The organism is Algoriphagus sp., from assembly GCF_013373065.1.
In the GTDB taxonomy this organism is placed as follows: Bacteria; Bacteroidota; Bacteroidia; order Cytophagales; family Cyclobacteriaceae; genus Algoriphagus.
In genome coordinates this window covers 114,972-132,189 of sequence record NZ_JABXIN010000011.1, presented here as the reverse complement: position 1 = coordinate 132,189, position 17,218 = coordinate 114,972, and the positions used below count along the sequence as shown (strand labels likewise).

Genomic DNA, 17,218 nt, shown 5'->3' with positions numbered 1-17,218 from the left:
AAGAAATTTGATTTGTTACGATGCCTAAGGAGAAGAATAAAGAAAAGTTAATTCTAGATACTGCAATCTTCCTGTTCACAACAAAAGGTTATCAAGCCACGCGAATGGATGATATTGCCAAATCTGCTGGTATCAGTAAGGGGCTTACCTATTTTTATTATAAGAACAAAGAAGATTTGTTCATGGCCCTGACCAAAAAAGCATTTGATCTATTTAAGGATGAATTCCGGGAAGTTTATCTCCTGAAAGGAATAAATGGATTAGAAAAGCTCAATGAGCTCGTTATTCGAGTGGTTGAATTCGCTAAGAAAAACCAGATTTTATATGATTCAATAATTGGCTTTATGGACCTTGTCAAAAAGTTCAATGATGAAGAATCCCGTAAAACGATTGATCCTTTAATTTTGGAGAGTCAGCATTTCCAGAAGCTTTTAGAAATCCATCATGAACCGGCCAAGTTTGGAGTAATGATGGTTAGCCAAGGAATCAAAGATGGAAGTATTCGCCCTGAATTGCAGCCTGAAATCACTTTTTACACCGTATGGAGCATGATTATCGGTTTCGAAAAAATGCTCGGGCCGATTGGTTATGAGGGAAAAGAGGTAAAAATAAACCCCGAAAACTGGCAGCATGGGTTTTTGAAATTATTACAGGACATGCTAAAAGGTACAATACAAGCCAGCCGACCTTCAACAGTTCAAACAAGTTTGTTTTAAAAACAAAAGGCTATCCTAAATTGGATAGCCTTCTTTTTTATCGTTGATGAACTTTAATGAACTTCTCCCATCATTTTTCGAATGATTGGTTTCAACAAGAAGAGTACTGCAGCTGAACCTATCACTGTATAAACAATCAACATATACTGATCAGGCATTTGAGCCAAGGCTTCTTCCGTACCCCCACTTGCTTCTCCTGCAATCAAACCTGCAAATAGGTTACCCAAAGAAACAGAAAGGAACCAAATACCCATCATCTGACCTCCATATCCTTTAGGAGCCAATTTGGTCACCAAACTCAATCCTACCGGAGAAAGCGCCAACTCTCCAAAGGTGTGTAGCATATAAGTCATGATCAACCAAGTGGGAGCTGCCAATTCACCAGATGCCGCAATTTTAGCTGCGAAATACATTACTAAGAAGCCTAAGCCAAGAAGGAAAAGACCAAAAGTAAACTTCAATGGAGAACTAGGTTCTAAATTTTTTCTACCCAACCAAACCCACATTCCACCAAAAATTGGAGCAAAAATGATAATGAACATGGAGTTGATCGACTGGAAATAACCTGTTGGGATTTCAAACCCTAAAACGGTGCGATCTGTAAATCGATCAGCAAATAAGTTCAGCGTAGAACCTGCTTGCTCGAATCCGGACCAGAACATCGCTGAGAACAAGAAAAGAATGGCAATAACACCCACCTTATTTCTATCGGACTTATCGAGACCTCCAAAAAGAATCACATAGCCTAAGTATCCAAAAGCCACCAAAGCGATAATTGTACCCGAAAGACTCGCAATAGCGGCAGCATTAACCGGGACAACTCCTGTAAACAAAACAGCTATAATTCCTAAAACTACCAGCCCTATCCAACTAACAGATTTCTTAAGACGACTTTGCTGAGACTTTTCAACATCGTTTACTGGAATTGGTGCTTCGCCGTATCCATCTAAAGAACTTCCAGTCAATTTATACTGGATCAAGCCTAATACCATTCCAAAGCCTGCTAAACCAAAGCCCAGGTGCCAATCATACTCTGCCAGTGTACTACATGCTATTGGTGCAATTAAGGCTCCTAGATTGATTCCCATATAGAAAATGGAAAAACCAGCATCGCGTTTGGCACTTCCTGCAGGATATAATTGACCTACAATAGAGCTGATATTAGGTTTTAACAGACCAGTACCAAAAACAATTAAAATCAATCCCAAGAAGAATGAATTAATGTCCAGTGAACTCAATTCAGTTTTAGAGGCATAATCTCCAGCAGAAAAAATACCTGGTAAGGCCATTGTAAAGTGACCCATAGCAATAATAATTCCACCATACCATACAGATTTTTTCAAACCAAAAAGTCGATCCGCTAACCAACCACCTGGCAAGGCTAAGAGATAAACCCCCATGGTATAAAGTCCATAGATGGCACCTGAGGTTTTATCATCAAAACCTAGACCTCCATCTGCAATAGCAGCGGTCATAAATAGAATAAGGAGGGCACGCATTCCATAATAGCTAAAGCGTTCCCACATTTCGGTAAAAAACAAGGTCATCAGACCTTTTGGATGGCCAAAAATGGTAGGCCCTTCAAATTCAGGATTATTTGGTGTTTCCAAGGATCAAGATTTTTTGGGTGTATAGATTTTACAATGATAAAGCAATTTGGTACTTACTTCCAAAAAAAGCCTACCTACATCCTAAGATTATTCAATTATAGATATGACAATAGTCAGTTTATGATTAATGGAAAAAACAGAATTTTAGAATACACCAAATAATTTTCTGAATTTTCTTCGTAATCGATTGAATGAGCAAAAAATGAAGATTTTTTGGTAATTAGTAAAAGGTATTTACTTAATTTTGAACAGACAATTTTCAGTATATAAACCCAATATTTATGCAGGATTTAGCTATGGATTTAAAAACCTCTCCCTTGGATTTCCTTGGTCTTATAACGAGTGGAAAAATCCATTACAATCTAACCCCAGCCGAGTTAATTGAGCATTCCTTGGCTCGAAAAGAAGGTTCTTTAACTTCTACCGGTGCCTTAATGGCCGATACCGGAAAATTTACGGGAAGATCGCCAAAAGACCGCTACATCGTTTTAGATTCCAAAACCGAGCATACGGTTTGGTGGGGAGACATCAACATTCCCTTTGATGAAGGAAAGTTTGATAGTCTTCTGGAAAAGATGAAAAACTACTTACAGGATAAGGACCTGTATGTTAGAGACGCTTTTGCAGGTGCTGACCCAAATTATCGATTAAACATCCGAGTGATCAATACTTGGGCTTGGCATAACCTATTCTGCAATAACATGTTCTTAAGGCCCACTTCGGAAGAATTGGAAAACTTTGAACATGATTTCACTATTATTTGCGCACCTGGCTTTGAAGCCGATCCTTTTACAGACGGCACAAAAAATCCAAACTTTGCAATTTTAAACCTCTCCAGAAGAATGATTCTTATTGGAGGTACGGGGTATGCCGGAGAAATGAAGAAAGGAATCTTCTCCGTTTTGAATTACATTCTTCCAGAAGAACGAAATACGCTTTCGATGCATTGCTCGGCCAATGTAGGAGAAGAAGGAGATACGGCTATTTTCTTTGGTCTATCTGGGACTGGAAAAACTACCCTTTCTGCCGATCCAAAACGGGCTTTGATTGGAGATGATGAACATGGATGGGCAGAAAATGGCGTTTTCAATTTTGAAGGTGGTTGTTATGCAAAGGTTATTGATCTTAATCGGGAGAAAGAACCGGAGATTTATGACGCCATAAAGTTTGGGGCGATTGTAGAAAACACGCGGTTCAAGCCAAATAGTAGGGAAGTGGATTTCAAGAACAAGTCTGTCACTGAAAATACCCGAACAGCCTACCCTATCCATTTCATTCACAATTCAAAAAATCCTTCTATTGCAGGTATTCCTAAAAATATTTTCTTCCTCACCGCAGATGCATTTGGAGTAATTCCCCCAATCTCAAAATTGAACAAGAGTCAGGCAATGTATCATTTTATTTCTGGATACACTGCAAAAGTCGCTGGTACAGAAATGGGAATTACTGAACCGAAACTCACCTTCTCAGCCTGTTTTGGCGCAGCATTTCTTCCGCTCCACCCAACCGCTTATGCGACTCTTTTTGGGGAAAAAATGGAAGAATATCAAACCAATGTTTGGTTGGTAAATACAGGATGGACTGGAGGACATTATGGAGTCGGTACCAGAATGAAGTTATCACATACTCGTGGGATGATTTCAGCAGCTTTGGAAGGAAAACTTGAAGATGTAAACTATAAGAAACACCCGATTTTCGGCTTTGAAGTTCCTCAAAGTTGTCCTGGGGTTCCAAGTGATGTCCTTAATCCAAGAAATACCTGGAACAATCCAGAGGATTATGATAAACAAGCATGGATTCTTGCGGAATCCTTCATCAATAATTTCAAACAGTTTGAAGAATTTGCTTCTGAGGACATCTTAAAAGGGGCACCTTCTATTTAAACCATTCAATAACCCAAGTGTAACCCTTAGCCCACTTCTTTTGAAGTGGGCTTTTTTTAATCCAAAATCTGATTTGAGTAGATATTTCAGATTCTAGGCTTATTTTTGGCAACTTTAATATTCTTAACACCAACCAAATCCATGAAAACAGCTGAAATCATCACTGAAAAGGGAACCATGAAAGTGGAATTTTATGAAAAGGATGCTCCCAATACAGTGAAAAACTTTATTGATCTTTCTAAAAAAGGATTTTATGATGGACTTACTTTTCACCGTGTCATACCAAACTTTGTAATTCAAGGAGGATGTCCTGAAGGAACAGGCAGAGGGGGACCAGGTTACATGATCGATTGTGAGTTGACTGGAGAAAATCAATACCACGATCGAGGGGTACTTTCCATGGCTCACGCTGGAAGAAATACCGGGGGGTCTCAATTTTTCATTTGCCATAGCAGACAAAATACCAGTCACTTAGACAGAAATCACACCTGTTTTGGAAAAGTATATGAAGGGCTTGAGGTCATTGATGATATCCGAGCCGGTGATAAAATTGAAAAAATCATCATCCACGAAGAATAAAGAAAAAATCCCCGACTGGGGATTTTTTTATGCTTCCTTACTTTTCCAGTAATGCTTTTCATGCAGGTCAGATCGCTTAACTATCGATCGATACCATTTCATTCGAAGAATGTCCTTTTCGCTTTCAGATAAGTAAAAATCAGGATGATGGAAACTCTCAGCCTTTTTGATCAACTCATACAGAAAAATAGAGGCTGATACTGATATATTGAAACTTTCCGTAAAACCTAACATTGGAATGTGAACCAAACCATCGGCCTTTTCTTTTACTTCTTCAGAAATTCCTTCATGCTCGTTTCCAAAGACTAAGGCTATTTTTTCTTTTGGTTCAAGCTCATCAAGAGTTAAAGAGGTCGGATCAGGACTCGTTCCATAAATTTTATATCCTTTTCCCCGTAAATCATCAAAGCAAGCATCGACTGAAGAACCCTCTTTTCGGTAGTATTTATGTAAATCCACCCACTGAGCTGCTCCTCTCGTTACATAGGGATTTACTTTATAAGCATTTGTCTTTTCGATGACATGCATATCCTGAACACCGAAACAATCACAGGTACGGATGACTGCACTTGCATTGTGGGGTTTATGAATATTCTCTAAAACAACCGTAATAAAACGAGTTCTTTTTTCAAGAACGTCATCAATCAGTTTCTTCTTATGGTCTGTAATATATTGGCCCAAATACTCTAAAAGTCCCTGATCGAATGCTATTTCCGGTTGTTTTTGACTCATGAATCGAATTTAAAACAAGCCCAATTGCTCCTCGTCGCTATCCTTTTTGGGACTCAAATCGATAGTGCTTCCAATTTCCAATTCATCTGAACTATCATCATCTTGTCCCTCTTTCACTTTATTTTCAGCCTTTTGAGAAGAAATCAGATTCACCTCCTTCACAGGATGAGAACTTAACTTATTGCCCATAGCCTTCCAACCCTTCACATCTATCAGCATATCCAAATCATATTCCTGCTCTTCTTCGGTTTTTCCTTTTAGAACAAGAACCTTGACTTGCGGCTGTTTTTCAGTAGAAATCAATTTGAGGTAAGAAGATCGATGATCTGTAATGAAGTTGAACTTCTTGTTCATGGTAGTAGTCTCAATCTGGAAGCGTTTTACATAATAGGTTTTGCTACCACCATCATAGTAAACTGCAGACAAGACTTTCTCAGGATCAAATTTTTCGATCAAAAGAACCTCATTGGGCTCATATCTATTGGTCAATTCAAATCCTGTCAATTCATAATCTCCAGATTTGTAGCAGACCAAAATCTTGTCCTCACCTAAGAAATTACCAATCAACTGCCCTCGCTCATCGGTATTCAATCTACCGACAACTGGGTCATAATAAATATCCAAGCCTCCCAAGGTGGAAACGCCTTCCATCTTCAGCTGAACCTTTCTTACAGGATACTTAGTCAAAATATTTCCTCCAGCACCCCGTCCTTTGATATCCAAGGTGGCAAAATCAAAATCAAAAACTTTCACCCTAGCCTTCGCTCCTTGTGTGAGATAAACCGTTACAATTTCAGCTTCTCCGTTAGGATTGGCAGTCAAATACAAAACTTTAGACCCTTTCGTGCCTTTGGTGAGATCATACTCACGATCCCGAGTAACACCTCCAGGTTGGAAGCGCTTGACCATTGCACGACCACTGGCTCCATCCAGATAAATCAAATTAAAAGTCAGGCGGTCATCATTCTTTCGGAAAATACCTACATGAAGAATGTCTTTCCCCATGAAAAGCTTATCCTGGATCTTAGACACCATCATTTTCCCATCTTTCCGGATCGCAATGATGTCATCCAAATCAGAACAATCACAAACAAACTCGTCCTTCTTAAGACCAAAGCCAACAAAACCATCTTTTCGGTTTACATACAACTTTGCATTGTTAGCAGCTACAACAGTAGCTTGAATGGTATCAAAAGCACGAATCTCAGTTTTTCGCTCTCGTCCTTTACCATATTTCTCCAAAAGCCTTTCATAATACTTAATGGAGTATTCAGTAAGATGTCGAAGATTGTAATTTACTTCCTTCAGTTCTTCTTCCAATCGACGCATCAATTCATCAGCTTTGAAAGAGTCATACTTGGAAATCCGCTTGATCTTGATTTCCGTCAAACGAACCAAGTCATCCTGGGTAATCTCTCTATAAAAATCAGGTTTATAAGGATCCAATCCTTTGTCAATGGCCTGAAGAACTTCTTCCCAAGTCGTACATTCTTCAATGTCTCTATAGATTCGATTCTCAATAAAGATTTTTTCTAAGGAAGAAAACAAAAGCTTCTCCATTAACTCCCCTTTTCGGATCTCTAATTCCTGCTTAAGGAGCTTTTTGGTTTGCTTGGTATTGTATTCTAGAATGTCATTGACAGAAAGGAATACCGGTTTCTCATTGATGATCACGCAGGCATTTGGTGAGATAGAAACCTCACAATCCGTAAATGCATAAAGCGCATCAATGGTTACATCCGGTGAAACACCAGAGGCCAAATGAACCTGTATTTCAACATTCTTTGCCGTATTATCTACAACTTTCTTGATTTTGATTTTGCCTTTATCATTGGCTTTCAAAATCGAATCAATAAGAGAATCGGTAGTTGTCCCATAAGGTATTTCTTTGATAACCAAAATCTTGGTATCCTCCTCTTCAATTCTCGCACGAACCTTTACTTTCCCACCTCTCAGACCTCCATTGTATTCACTAAAATCAGCCAAGCCCCCAGTAAGGAAATCAGGAAGTATATTGGTTTTATTCCCTTTTAGAATTTCAATGGAGCCTTCAATGAGTTCACAGAAATTATGAGGAAGGATTTTCGTCGAAAGCCCAACTGCAATCCCCTCTACCCCTTGGGCAAGCAAAAGCGGGAATTTTACAGGCAGCGTAACTGGTTCTCGTTTTCGACCATCGTAAGAAAGTTGCCAATCAGTCGTTTGCGGATTAAAAACAACCTCAAGCGCAAACTTAGAAAGGCGAGCTTCAATATAACGAGCAGCGGCAGCTGAATCACCTGTTCGGATATCACCCCAGTTACCCTGCGTCTCAATCAATAAATCCTTTTGTCCCAAATTGACAATGGCATCACCAATTGAAGCATCTCCATGGGGATGGTATTGCATGGATTGACCGATGATATTAGCCACTTTGTTGAATCTGCCATCGTCCATTTCCTTCATGGCATGCAAAATTCTTCTCTGAACTGGCTTCAACCCATCTTCAATTGCCGGAACTGCTCGCTCCAAAATTACATAGGAAGCATAATCCAAGAACCAGTCTTTATACATCCCCGTCACAGGAACCGAATCGTGCAGGTTCTCGTCTCCGGGATTGATTATATTTTCGTTGTCACTCATTTTGACAGTTTTTTCTTAAGCTTTAACCAATGAAAACACCCTTATACCGCAAATTCAAGGCATAATAAAACTTATGCAGCTTCTTCCTCTTCAGCCTCAGGCTCATTCTTTGGATCATCCAAAGCCAAGTCCTTTTCGACCTTCAGGTTTTTAATGATAAAGTTTTGACGGTCTGGAGTATTTTTACCCATGTAGAATCCAAGCAAGTCAGCAATCTTGGTGTCTTTTCTAAGGATAATTGGCTCCAAGCGAATGTCTTCTCCGATAAATTTGCCAAACTCCTCTGGAGAAATCTCTCCTAACCCTTTGAATCGGGTAATCTCTGGCTTGTTTCCAAGCTTATGAATCGCTCGTTGCCGCTCTTCATCCGAATAACAGTAGATGGTCTCCTTTTTATTTCGAACTCGGAAGAGAGGAGTATCCAGAATAAATAAATGACCATTTTTCACCAAGTCCGGAAAAAACTGTAAGAAATAGGTCATAATCAAAAGACGAATGTGCATTCCATCCACATCAGCATCAGTCGCAATAACAATCTTTCTATACCGAAGACCCTCTATCCCGTCCTCAATATTCAAAGCATGCTGAAGAAGGTTAAATTCTTCATTTTCATAGACCACCTTTTTGGTCATTCCATAACAATTCAACGGCTTACCACGCAGTGAAAAAACCGCTTGGGTCTGTACATCACGGGATTTGGTAATGGAGCCCGAGGCAGAGTCACCTTCCGTGATGAAGAGCATGGTATTGTTTTTCAAATCTTCATCTGCCTTGTTATCATCGTAATGAACTCGACAATCTCTTAATTTTTTATTGTGGAGATTAGCCTTTTTAGCTCGTTCATTCGCTAATTTCTTGATTCCGGAAATTTCCTTACGCTCCCGCTCAGACTGAAGAATTCTTTTTAAGAGTGCATCTGCAGTTGCTGGATTCTTATGCAGGTAATTATCCAGTTCAGTCTTAACAAAATCATTGACGAAAGTTCGAAGGGTTGGACCTTCAGGGCCTACATTTTGAGAACCAAGCTTGGTTTTTGTTTGAGATTCAAAGACTGGCTCCTGAACTCTTACAGCTATAGCTCCAACAACGCTCTGACGAATATCAGAAGCATCAAAATCTTTTTTGTAAAATTCTCTAACAGTTTTGACTATGGCTTCACGGAAAGCAGCTAAGTGTGTACCTCCTTGAGTAGTGAATTGACCATTTACGAAGGAATAATATTCCTCACCATACTGATTGGAGTGAGTCAAAGCCATTTCGATATCATTCCCTTTCAAATGAATAATAGGGTATCGGATAGACTCTTCATCTACTTTATTGGAAAGCAAGTCATACAAGCCTTTGTCGGAAAAATACTTCTTGCCATTGTAATTGATTGTTAAACCAGCATTGAGGTAAGCATAATTCCAGATTTGATTTTCAAGGTATTCTGGAATGAAATGGTAGTTTTTGAAAACGGTAGAATCAGGTGAAAAAATTACTTTCGTTCCGTTTCGCTCGGATGTTTTTTCAATCTTTTTATCCTGAATCAAAACCCCTTTTTCAAACTCAGCCACCTTGCTTTCCCCATCCCGAAAGGATTGCACTTTGAAATACTCCGAAAGTGCGTTTACAGCTTTGGTACCAACTCCATTTAAACCCACAGACTTTTGAAAGGCTCCGGAATCATACTTTCCTCCAGTATTGATTTTAGAAACACAATCAATGACTTTACCCAAAGGAATTCCTCTTCCATAATCCCGCACTTCCACCCGATGCTCGGAAATCTTTATATCGATGGTCCTGCCATATCCCATCATGTGTTCGTCAATGGAATTGTCTACAACCTCTTTTACAAGGACATAAATCCCATCATCTTGGGCACTTCCATCTCCTAATTTCCCAATGTACATACCAGGACGTAAGCGAATATGCTCGCGCCAGTCAAGGGATTTAATACTGTCTTCTGTGTAATTTACAGGATTGTTTGCCATTACTTTTACTCAGATTGATTTTGGAGTTGCTTGGTTTTTCCAACAAATAGCAAAAAAAGTGCGAGGACCCAAACTGCAAGGAGAATTGGGATTAAATAAAAGAAGAAACTGAACTGATCGGAGCCTATTTCTTGCTGATTATTGATGGAATGAGTGTAAAAGACCATCATACCCAAACTTAAATTTAAAATTCCTCCAAAGGAATAAAACCAAGTCAAAATATAATCTCTAAAGGGATCACCTTTTGGGAAAATCCGATGCAGTTTCATGGAAGTTTTAGTTTCCAACATTTTTGGAGGAAGTAGAGCGATGGCATTAAATAAAACAAAAAGCGCAACCATTCCATAGAAGAAATTACCCCTACTCCAACGGAAGGTTTCTTCTCCTTCAGACGAAGGGCGTAGTGAAACTTGCTCAGGAAGAGCCGAGTAGAAATACAATAAGAAAAAGAGGAAAAACAAGATGCTCAGGAAATAGAAAGCTTTCCCAAATCGATAATACATATGCTTGAATTTAGTTGCGCTAATATACAGGATTTGGCCAAACAGAATGTGATTTATCGGGTTTAGGATTGTGACAAATATTGTCTCAAATACTGTCCTTCGTTTTCAAATTCCTTTTACCCTAAGTCAAATCAGAATTTTAACGAAACAAATTTGATCAAATAAAAAGTACTCGATTTCAAATTCGACTTGATGTCAAAAAAATGGACATTACCTTTGCCATTAGAATGAAAAAACTTCGAAACCAACTTTCGCAATTCCTCATTTTAGGAATTCTTTCCTTACTCCTTTTTGCCTGTGATTCAAAATTGGATGCAGGTGCTGTCAATTTAGAAAATTGGAAGGCTGATCGAGATGGCTGCAAGGGCCTTCGGCTTCAAGACTTAGATGAGCTTGAAAAAATTAAAAATAACTTTTTGGGAGCTAGCAATCAGGCTTTGATTAAAACTTTCGGAAGGCCGGATCGAGTGGAATTAGTAGACAAAAGCCAAAGCTTCTTTTTCTACTACTTGGAACCAAGCTCAGATTGTGAAGGGGTAGAAAGCGAAAAAGAACCCCTAAAGGTTCTTTTCCGAATGAATGCATTATCCAAAGTTTCTGAAGTAACAATTACAGACCTGAACCCATAAAACAGAGCGCAGCCGCTCCAAGTGTTCCAGCATCATTTTCTAGTGTTGCTTTCTTCAATTTCAAGTCTTTGTTGTAGTAATTGGTAAGGTACTGACGAATGGTACGCTCCAATGCTGGCATCATAAATTCCAAACCGGCAGATATTCCACCACCAAAATAAACTTCTGTTACGTCCAGAATTCTCACGGTGGATACAATTGCCTGGCCTAAAATTTCTCCTACCTCTTCGAAAACCATCAAGGAAACTGGATTTCCTTCCCGAGCTGTTTCGACAAGCAAATGAGCACCCAAGGTTGCCCCTTGTAACCTACCTGCCTTATCTGGAAAAGCAGCAATCATGCGCTCCAAAATATCCAGAATCCCCTTTCTTCCAATCAAGGTTTCTAGCCTAGCACTTCCTTTGGAAAGCATATGTCCCATTTCCATAGCATTTCCTCTAGAACCTTTGAAGACATTCCCGTCTAAAACCAAGGCACTTCCAATTCCAGTACCTAGGGTAATAAAAAGGAAATTATCAGATGGATCGTCTTTTCCAAAATAGAACTCTCCAATAGCTGCAGCAGCAGCATCATTTTCCAAGAAAAAATCTTTGTCAGGATAACTAGCCTCCAGAATTTCTTTTAGGTTAAAATTATTTAAGCTAGGAATTGCAGGGATTTCAAGTGGAGTGGTCCGATCCTTAGAAATCAAGCCCGGAAGCCCAATTCCAATTTTCTCAACTTGGGGATATTTTCGAAGATATTTTGAAAGACCTTCGGTAAATGCGTAGCCAAAACCCTTCGGGTGATCACGAAAAGGAGTTGTGTCTTCCTTCTCAAAATCAAGGATTTCACCGTTTTTATTAACTAATCCAATCTTCAAATGGGTTCCGCCCACATCCACTCCCAAAAAGTGTGTTTCCGCTTGTTCCATAGAGTTATTTATAGGTTTGATTCTCAAAAAAGCCAAAAATTCGGCTTACTTCCTATATTCTTTGTCTAACTGGCGGAAAATTTTGTGTACCGCCGGACAGACCAATGTGTTTTTCAGGGTCAAGTTAAGAATCCCTCTTATATTTTTCCGATTGGTATGAGGGTATTCTCGACAAGCTTTCGGTCGATCCTCATAAACCAAACATTTATTATCCAATCCCAAGAAAGGACAAGGCGAGGATTTTAGCACGTAATCTCCCTCCTCATCGCGTTCCAAATATTCTTCAATAAAAACAGCCTGCTTTAGCTTAAAAACTCTGGCTAAACGATCGATATCTGTTAGCAAGAAAATCGGACTTGTGGTTTTACAGCAATTTGCGCAATCCAAACAATCCAAATTTTCAAACACCTCCTCATGGTATTCTTCGAATTTTTGATCCAACTCTTTAGGCTTTAAGCGCTTTAGCCTATCCCGCAATTTTTTGTTTCCGGGGAAGTCAGATTGACTTTCTTTTTTGAAACTTTCTAAATCCATTTTAGAACTTTGGATCAATAGTAAACTCCTAATCTATTTTTTGGAAAGGTGTATTCCATCATCCAATATCTGTATTTCGCGAGCTTTGTAAAGTTGGCCAATACACTGCTTAAAGTGTTTTTTACTCATTCCGAGCATGGCCTTGATCTCCTCAGGATCAGATTTATCATGTAAAGGCAAAAAGCCTTTTTCGTTCAAAATTTCAAGAATCTTCTCTGCTCCTTCTTCATATTTGGCTCGCCCGGTGGGTAAAAGTTGTAAATCTATTTTCCCATCATCTCTTCTTTTTTTCACAAACAGATGCTTTCGCTCTCCAATCTTAATTGGTTGAAAAACCTCATTGGCATAAATCAAACCTTCATAGCGATCTTCAAGTAAAACCTTGTAGCCCAAATCTGTTTTTTCAAAAATCAATCCCTCAACTTCATTTCCAGGCTCATAGTCTTTTGGCGCGGGATAAAAGAAATCTCGGTATTTGCCGGATCCAATCAATCGGTTGGTTCGGTAATCCATACAAACCTTTACTAGATACTTTTGGCCGACTTGCATGGACTTCCCCATTTCTGCTTTAGGGACAAAAAGATCTTTCGGTAATCCCCAATCCAAAAAAGCACCAATAGGTGTTACTTCTTTTACTTCAAGCACTGCCCACTGATCTAAAATAGCCTTTGGAGTATCTGTAACAGCGACAGGCCGATCTTCACTATCTGTGTAAATAAAAACGGAAAGGACATCACCTTCACGCTCAGTTCCAGTCAGATAACGCTTAGGTAATAAAACTTCCTCACCGGATTTAGTAGCCAGATAAGCCCCAAAGTCTGTAAACCTATTGATGGGTAGTAAACTAATTTGACCGAGTTCTTCCATATCCCAAAGGTAAGGGATAATTCATCCACTCTCCGAAATTTGAGACAAACAAAGTCAGAGATGCTCCAGTTAAAAATTGGAAAAACTCCTTTTCAGGGGTAGTTTTGAAACTCTAATTAGGAAAGAATATTAAACCCAAATAAATCATTTTAAACAACTTTCTTTTATGAAAAATATTACAGTAATCGGTTCTGGAACCATGGGAAATGGCATTGCCCATGTGTTTGCACAGCGAGGATATAAAGTATCTTTGGTTGATCTTAAAGAAGAGTTTTTGCAAAAGGCTTTGGCTACGATAGGCAAAAACTTGGATCGACAGGTTTCCAAAGGTGTCATTTCTGAAAGTGAAAAAGAAGCTGCTTTGGCCCGAATCCAAACCTTCACCGATTTAAATGCAGGCGTTCAGACTGCCGATTTGGTTGTGGAAGCAGCTACCGAAAACATGGCCATCAAATTGGACCTTTTCCGTCAGTTGGATGAATTGACTCCACCTGCTGCCATTCTTGCTACCAATACCTCTTCCATATCCATTACAAAAATCGCAGCAGCTACAAAGCGTCCGGCTCAAGTAATTGGGATGCACTTCATGAACCCGGTTCCTGTGATGAAGTTGGTAGAGGTCATCCGTGGTTATGCAACTTCAGATGAAGTCACAAAAACGATCATGGAATTATCAAAAGATTTGGGCAAAGTTCCTGTTGAGGTAAATGACTACCCTGGATTTGTCGCCAATCGAATTTTGATGCCAATGATCAATGAGGCCATTTACAGTTTGTATGAAGGTGTAGCTGGTGTGGAAGAAATCGACACCGTGATGAAATTGGGAATGGCACATCCGATGGGCCCACTACAATTGGCAGATTTCATTGGATTGGATGTTTGTCTTTCCATATTAAGAGTGCTCCATGATGGCTTCGGTAACCCAAAATACGCCCCATGTCCTTTGCTGATCAATATGGTTGAAGCAGGGTACAAAGGTGTAAAAACAGGAGAAGGATTTTACAAATACAACCCAGGGAGCAAGGAATTGGTGGTTTCACCAAGATTCATCAAATAAATAGAAGTTAATAAGTATGCATTTAGCAGTATCCGGAAATATCGGAAGTGGGAAAACTACGCTTACAGAAAAGCTTGCCAAACATTACGGTTGGAAAGCTGAGTTTGAAGCGGTGGACAATAATCCTTACCTCCCCGATTTTTATGAAGACATGAAGCGATGGGCCTTTCACCTTCAAGTATATTTTCTTAACTCCCGCTACAATCAAATCCGGAAGATTCAGGAAAGCAAGGAGAATACTATTCAGGACCGCACGATTTATGAAGACGCCTATATTTTCGCTGCAAACCTTTATAAGAGTAAGTTATTAACTGAACGAGATTATTGGAACTACAGGAGCCTATTCGACTCCATGATTCAACACGTCAATGCTCCGGATTTGTTGATTTATCTGAAGGCTGACATTCCCAAGCTGGTAGGGCAGATTGAAAAACGTGGCAGAACTTATGAAACTGCCATGCGAATTGACTACCTAAAAAACCTCAATCAACATTATGAGGATTGGATTGCAGGGTATAAAGAAGGAAAATTACTGATCATAGATGTCAATGATTTGGACTTTGTAGAAAGACCAGAGGATTTTTCCTTCATTGTTGAAAAAATCGAGCGGGAAATGTTTGGGCTTTTTGCTTAGAAAAAGTCCAATCACTCACCACACTAAAACAAAACACCCCTTCAAAATTGAAGGGGTGTTTTTTTAACCAGGGAATTGTTTCTTTCGTTGGAAAACAATTTTAACTCCTTTGTTACTATCAGAAACACCTTCTAATTCAAGTTCATCTTCACCTCTAAACAGAATTTTCCAGCTTTCTACGGGTTTATTTGGATTATGACTTAGTAGGGTGACCTCTGGACGATGGGCATGTGCATGCCAATAACCCGTTTGCCTCCCTTCTTCGGTAGACATTTGCCTATATCTTCGATCCCATCCGAAATAAAGAAAACTATTTACATAGAAATTCTGCTGCTCTGTTTCAGATCCTCCCTTATCAGCTACATCCGATAATTCCCACAAACCAACTACTAAATCCCAATGAGCTGTAGGCTTTTTTTCAATTCTTTTTATGGAGACCACCACATTTTCCCCTTCCTCCATACGGGTCCAAATCATTTTATCATTACTCTCAAAAACGACTTTAAATGGTCCTGAAGGGTCCTCTGGCCCATATCGGTCTACAGGCAGAAATTCGTTGGTGGAAGCATCAAAACTCCAGGTTCCTTCGGAATGACGCGACCAGCCATTTCCAGAATAATAAGTCCCATCTTCTGTTATTTCTGTCCACCGCGCAATCGGCGTAAGCTCTTGATCCCCTACCCTGACATGCTCGAACTCCCACAGTCCAACCAAGTTTTGGCCGAGTGAAAACGAGACATTCCCGATACATAAAACCAGAAAAAGCGAAAGTTTTAGAATTTGATTTATCATTTCTTTTCTATCAATAATTGAATAATTCGTTTGCTTAATTCCATTTCATTTGACCGACTTCCAGAATTGGTGGTCATAGCTAAAATGTGCTTTCCTCCATCCAAAATGATCAGCATTGATCGGTATCCTTCTGTATTTCCTCCATGAATTAAATACGGCATATCAATCCCCAAATCACCCATCCGGAAGTGATCTCCAGGCTGAAAAACTACCCAACCATAGCCATAAGAAATTTCATCAGTAATGGATTTCAAGTGATTGGTTGTCATTAATTTATAAAGACCCACATCTAGTAATTCATTGTTCGCTGTGATTTGACCCCATCTAAAAAGATCACCCGCTGTAGAAAAAATTCTTCTTCCTAATGTCAAATCAATAAATCCGTTCCTGTACCATTCCATCTTTCCCTCATCATAATTATAAGCTTCTGCGAGCCGAGGAAAAACCTGTTCATTATTCGTAGTAGAAAACGTTTGAGCCATCCCGTATGGAATAGTAATTTTTTCCTTCAAAAGGTTATCAAAAGGCATGTCATAAATTCTTTCGAGAATTATGGCCAAAAGATGGTAGCTGAAATTGCTATAATAAAATCCCTCGCCAGGATTAAAAACAGGAGGTAGCTGACTAATGAAATCAATGTAGGATACTGGATCAAAATGCTGTCGTTTTAGTCTTAGAAAACCTTCTTCTTTTAAAGAATCAGAAACCCCATCATAGTCTGGAATACCTGAGGTATGGCTCAACATATGATGGATTGTAATAGATGAGTGAAAAGTTCCAGAGTAGGAAACATCTTCCAAAAAGTCTACAAGCTTAGTATCAAGGCCCAACTTTTTTTCCTCAACAGCTTTCAAAATCAATGCTGCGATAAAAGATTTATTGATCGACGCTATATCAAATCGAGTTGTCGATTCAACTGGGACATTCCAAACTCTATTTGCAATTCCAGCATGCTTTTGAAAAAGAACACCTTCCGTATTTCCTATAACAAGACTTCCACTAAAATTCCCTTTTTTATATTCATCATCGATTAATTTTTCGATTTCCGAATAATCTTGAATAGATAAATTTAAAGAGTCATTTACATGAACTTGGAGAAGGTTCAATCCCAAAAGAATTAAGATTATTACGTTCATCATTTTTGATTCGTTTGCTCAAATCAAATGAGAATAAT

General features: G+C 39.1%; 16 protein-coding genes. 6 read left to right on the top strand and 10 right to left on the bottom strand.

The genetic code is table 11. From position 1 onward, the window contains the following. The first annotated feature begins 20 nt into the window (after nt 1-20). Nucleotides 21-716 carry a TetR/AcrR family transcriptional regulator gene (locus HWE15_RS07425; RefSeq protein WP_290506885.1) on the top strand — a complete coding sequence of 232 codons (696 nt, stop codon included), beginning with the start codon at nt 21-23 and terminating at the stop codon, nt 714-716. Between the two features lie 53 nt (nt 717-769). Here HWE15_RS07425 and HWE15_RS07420 read toward each other — a convergent pair whose 3' ends face one another. Beyond that, the gene (locus HWE15_RS07420; RefSeq protein ID WP_290506884.1) at nt 770-2,326 is read right to left on the bottom strand and encodes a peptide MFS transporter; all 1,557 of its coding nucleotides are present in this window, start codon (nt 2,324-2,326) and stop codon (nt 770-772) included. A 281-nt stretch (nt 2,327-2,607) separates the two neighbouring features. On the opposite strand from HWE15_RS07420, the gene pckA reads away from it, so the two are divergent. Together pckA and HWE15_RS07410 are read left to right on the top strand one after the other, a co-directional pair. Then, the gene (pckA, locus tag HWE15_RS07415; protein WP_290506883.1) at nt 2,608-4,209 is read left to right on the top strand and encodes a phosphoenolpyruvate carboxykinase (ATP); all 1,602 of its coding nucleotides are present in this window, start codon (nt 2,608-2,610) and stop codon (nt 4,207-4,209) included. Between the two features lie 141 nt (nt 4,210-4,350). Then, complete coding sequence (locus HWE15_RS07410; RefSeq protein WP_290506882.1) at nt 4,351-4,788, top strand: peptidylprolyl isomerase; 438 nt, start codon at nt 4,351-4,353, stop codon at nt 4,786-4,788. 27 nt (nt 4,789-4,815) lie between these two features. Here HWE15_RS07410 and HWE15_RS07405 read toward each other — a convergent pair whose 3' ends face one another. The 4 genes from HWE15_RS07405 to HWE15_RS07390 all read right to left on the bottom strand — a co-directional run bounded on the left by HWE15_RS07405 (nt 4,816) and on the right by HWE15_RS07390 (nt 10,618). Then, nucleotides 4,816-5,520, bottom strand: a complete 705-nt coding sequence (locus tag HWE15_RS07405; RefSeq protein WP_290506881.1) for an RNA methyltransferase — start codon at nt 5,518-5,520, stop codon at nt 4,816-4,818. 9 nt (nt 5,521-5,529) lie between these two features. Further along, nucleotides 5,530-8,142: a DNA gyrase/topoisomerase IV subunit A gene (locus tag HWE15_RS07400; RefSeq protein WP_290506880.1), complete on the bottom strand. Its 2,613-nt coding sequence runs from the start codon at nt 8,140-8,142 to the stop codon at nt 5,530-5,532. A gap of 71 nt (nt 8,143-8,213) precedes the next feature. Further along, nucleotides 8,214-10,115: a DNA topoisomerase IV subunit B gene (locus tag HWE15_RS07395; RefSeq protein WP_290506879.1), complete on the bottom strand. Its 1,902-nt coding sequence runs from the start codon at nt 10,113-10,115 to the stop codon at nt 8,214-8,216. A 5-nt stretch (nt 10,116-10,120) separates the two neighbouring features. After that, nucleotides 10,121-10,618: a DNA topoisomerase IV gene (locus HWE15_RS07390; protein ID WP_290506878.1), complete on the bottom strand. Its 498-nt coding sequence runs from the start codon at nt 10,616-10,618 to the stop codon at nt 10,121-10,123. 203 nt (nt 10,619-10,821) lie between these two features. Here HWE15_RS07390 and HWE15_RS07385 point away from each other — a divergent pair, with 203 nt between their 5' ends. Further along, nucleotides 10,822-11,247 carry a hypothetical protein gene (locus tag HWE15_RS07385; RefSeq protein ID WP_290506877.1) on the top strand — a complete coding sequence of 142 codons (426 nt, stop codon included), beginning with the start codon at nt 10,822-10,824 and terminating at the stop codon, nt 11,245-11,247. Here HWE15_RS07385 and HWE15_RS07380 read toward each other — a convergent pair. From HWE15_RS07380 to HWE15_RS07370, 3 genes are read right to left on the bottom strand one after another with little or no spacing between them, the layout of a single operon-like run. After that, the gene (locus HWE15_RS07380; protein ID WP_290506876.1) at nt 11,228-12,160 is read right to left on the bottom strand and encodes an ROK family protein; all 933 of its coding nucleotides are present in this window, start codon (nt 12,158-12,160) and stop codon (nt 11,228-11,230) included. The two genes, HWE15_RS07385 and HWE15_RS07380, sit on opposite strands and share 20 nt — an antisense overlap. 45 nt (nt 12,161-12,205) lie before the next feature. Beyond that, nucleotides 12,206-12,694 (bottom strand): YkgJ family cysteine cluster protein, encoded by a 489-nt coding sequence (locus tag HWE15_RS07375; RefSeq protein ID WP_290506875.1) that lies wholly within the window; start codon nt 12,692-12,694, stop codon nt 12,206-12,208. A 33-nt stretch (nt 12,695-12,727) separates the two neighbouring features. Beyond that, a complete protein-coding gene (locus HWE15_RS07370; RefSeq protein ID WP_290506874.1) occupies nt 12,728-13,561 on the bottom strand; it encodes a S1-like domain-containing RNA-binding protein in 834 nt (277 codons plus the stop codon). A gap of 166 nt (nt 13,562-13,727) precedes the next feature. Between HWE15_RS07370 and HWE15_RS07365 the strand changes: the two genes are divergently transcribed. Both HWE15_RS07365 and HWE15_RS07360 read left to right on the top strand, forming a co-directional pair. Further along, a complete protein-coding gene (locus HWE15_RS07365; protein WP_290506873.1) occupies nt 13,728-14,618 on the top strand; it encodes a 3-hydroxybutyryl-CoA dehydrogenase in 891 nt (296 codons plus the stop codon). A 16-nt stretch (nt 14,619-14,634) separates the two neighbouring features. Next, on the top strand, nt 14,635-15,252 hold the full coding sequence (locus HWE15_RS07360; protein WP_290506872.1) for a deoxynucleoside kinase: 618 nt from the start codon (nt 14,635-14,637) through the stop codon (nt 15,250-15,252). 63 nt (nt 15,253-15,315) lie between these two features. Here the strand turns inward: HWE15_RS07360 and HWE15_RS07355 are convergent, their stop codons facing one another. Further along, nucleotides 15,316-16,044, bottom strand: a complete 729-nt coding sequence (locus tag HWE15_RS07355) for a hypothetical protein (protein WP_290506871.1) — start codon at nt 16,042-16,044, stop codon at nt 15,316-15,318. Next, nucleotides 16,041-17,183, bottom strand: a complete 1,143-nt coding sequence (locus HWE15_RS07350; protein ID WP_290506870.1) for a serine hydrolase — start codon at nt 17,181-17,183, stop codon at nt 16,041-16,043. The genes HWE15_RS07355 and HWE15_RS07350 overlap by 4 nt, the downstream gene beginning before the upstream one ends. Nucleotides 17,184-17,218: the final 35 nt, after the last annotated feature.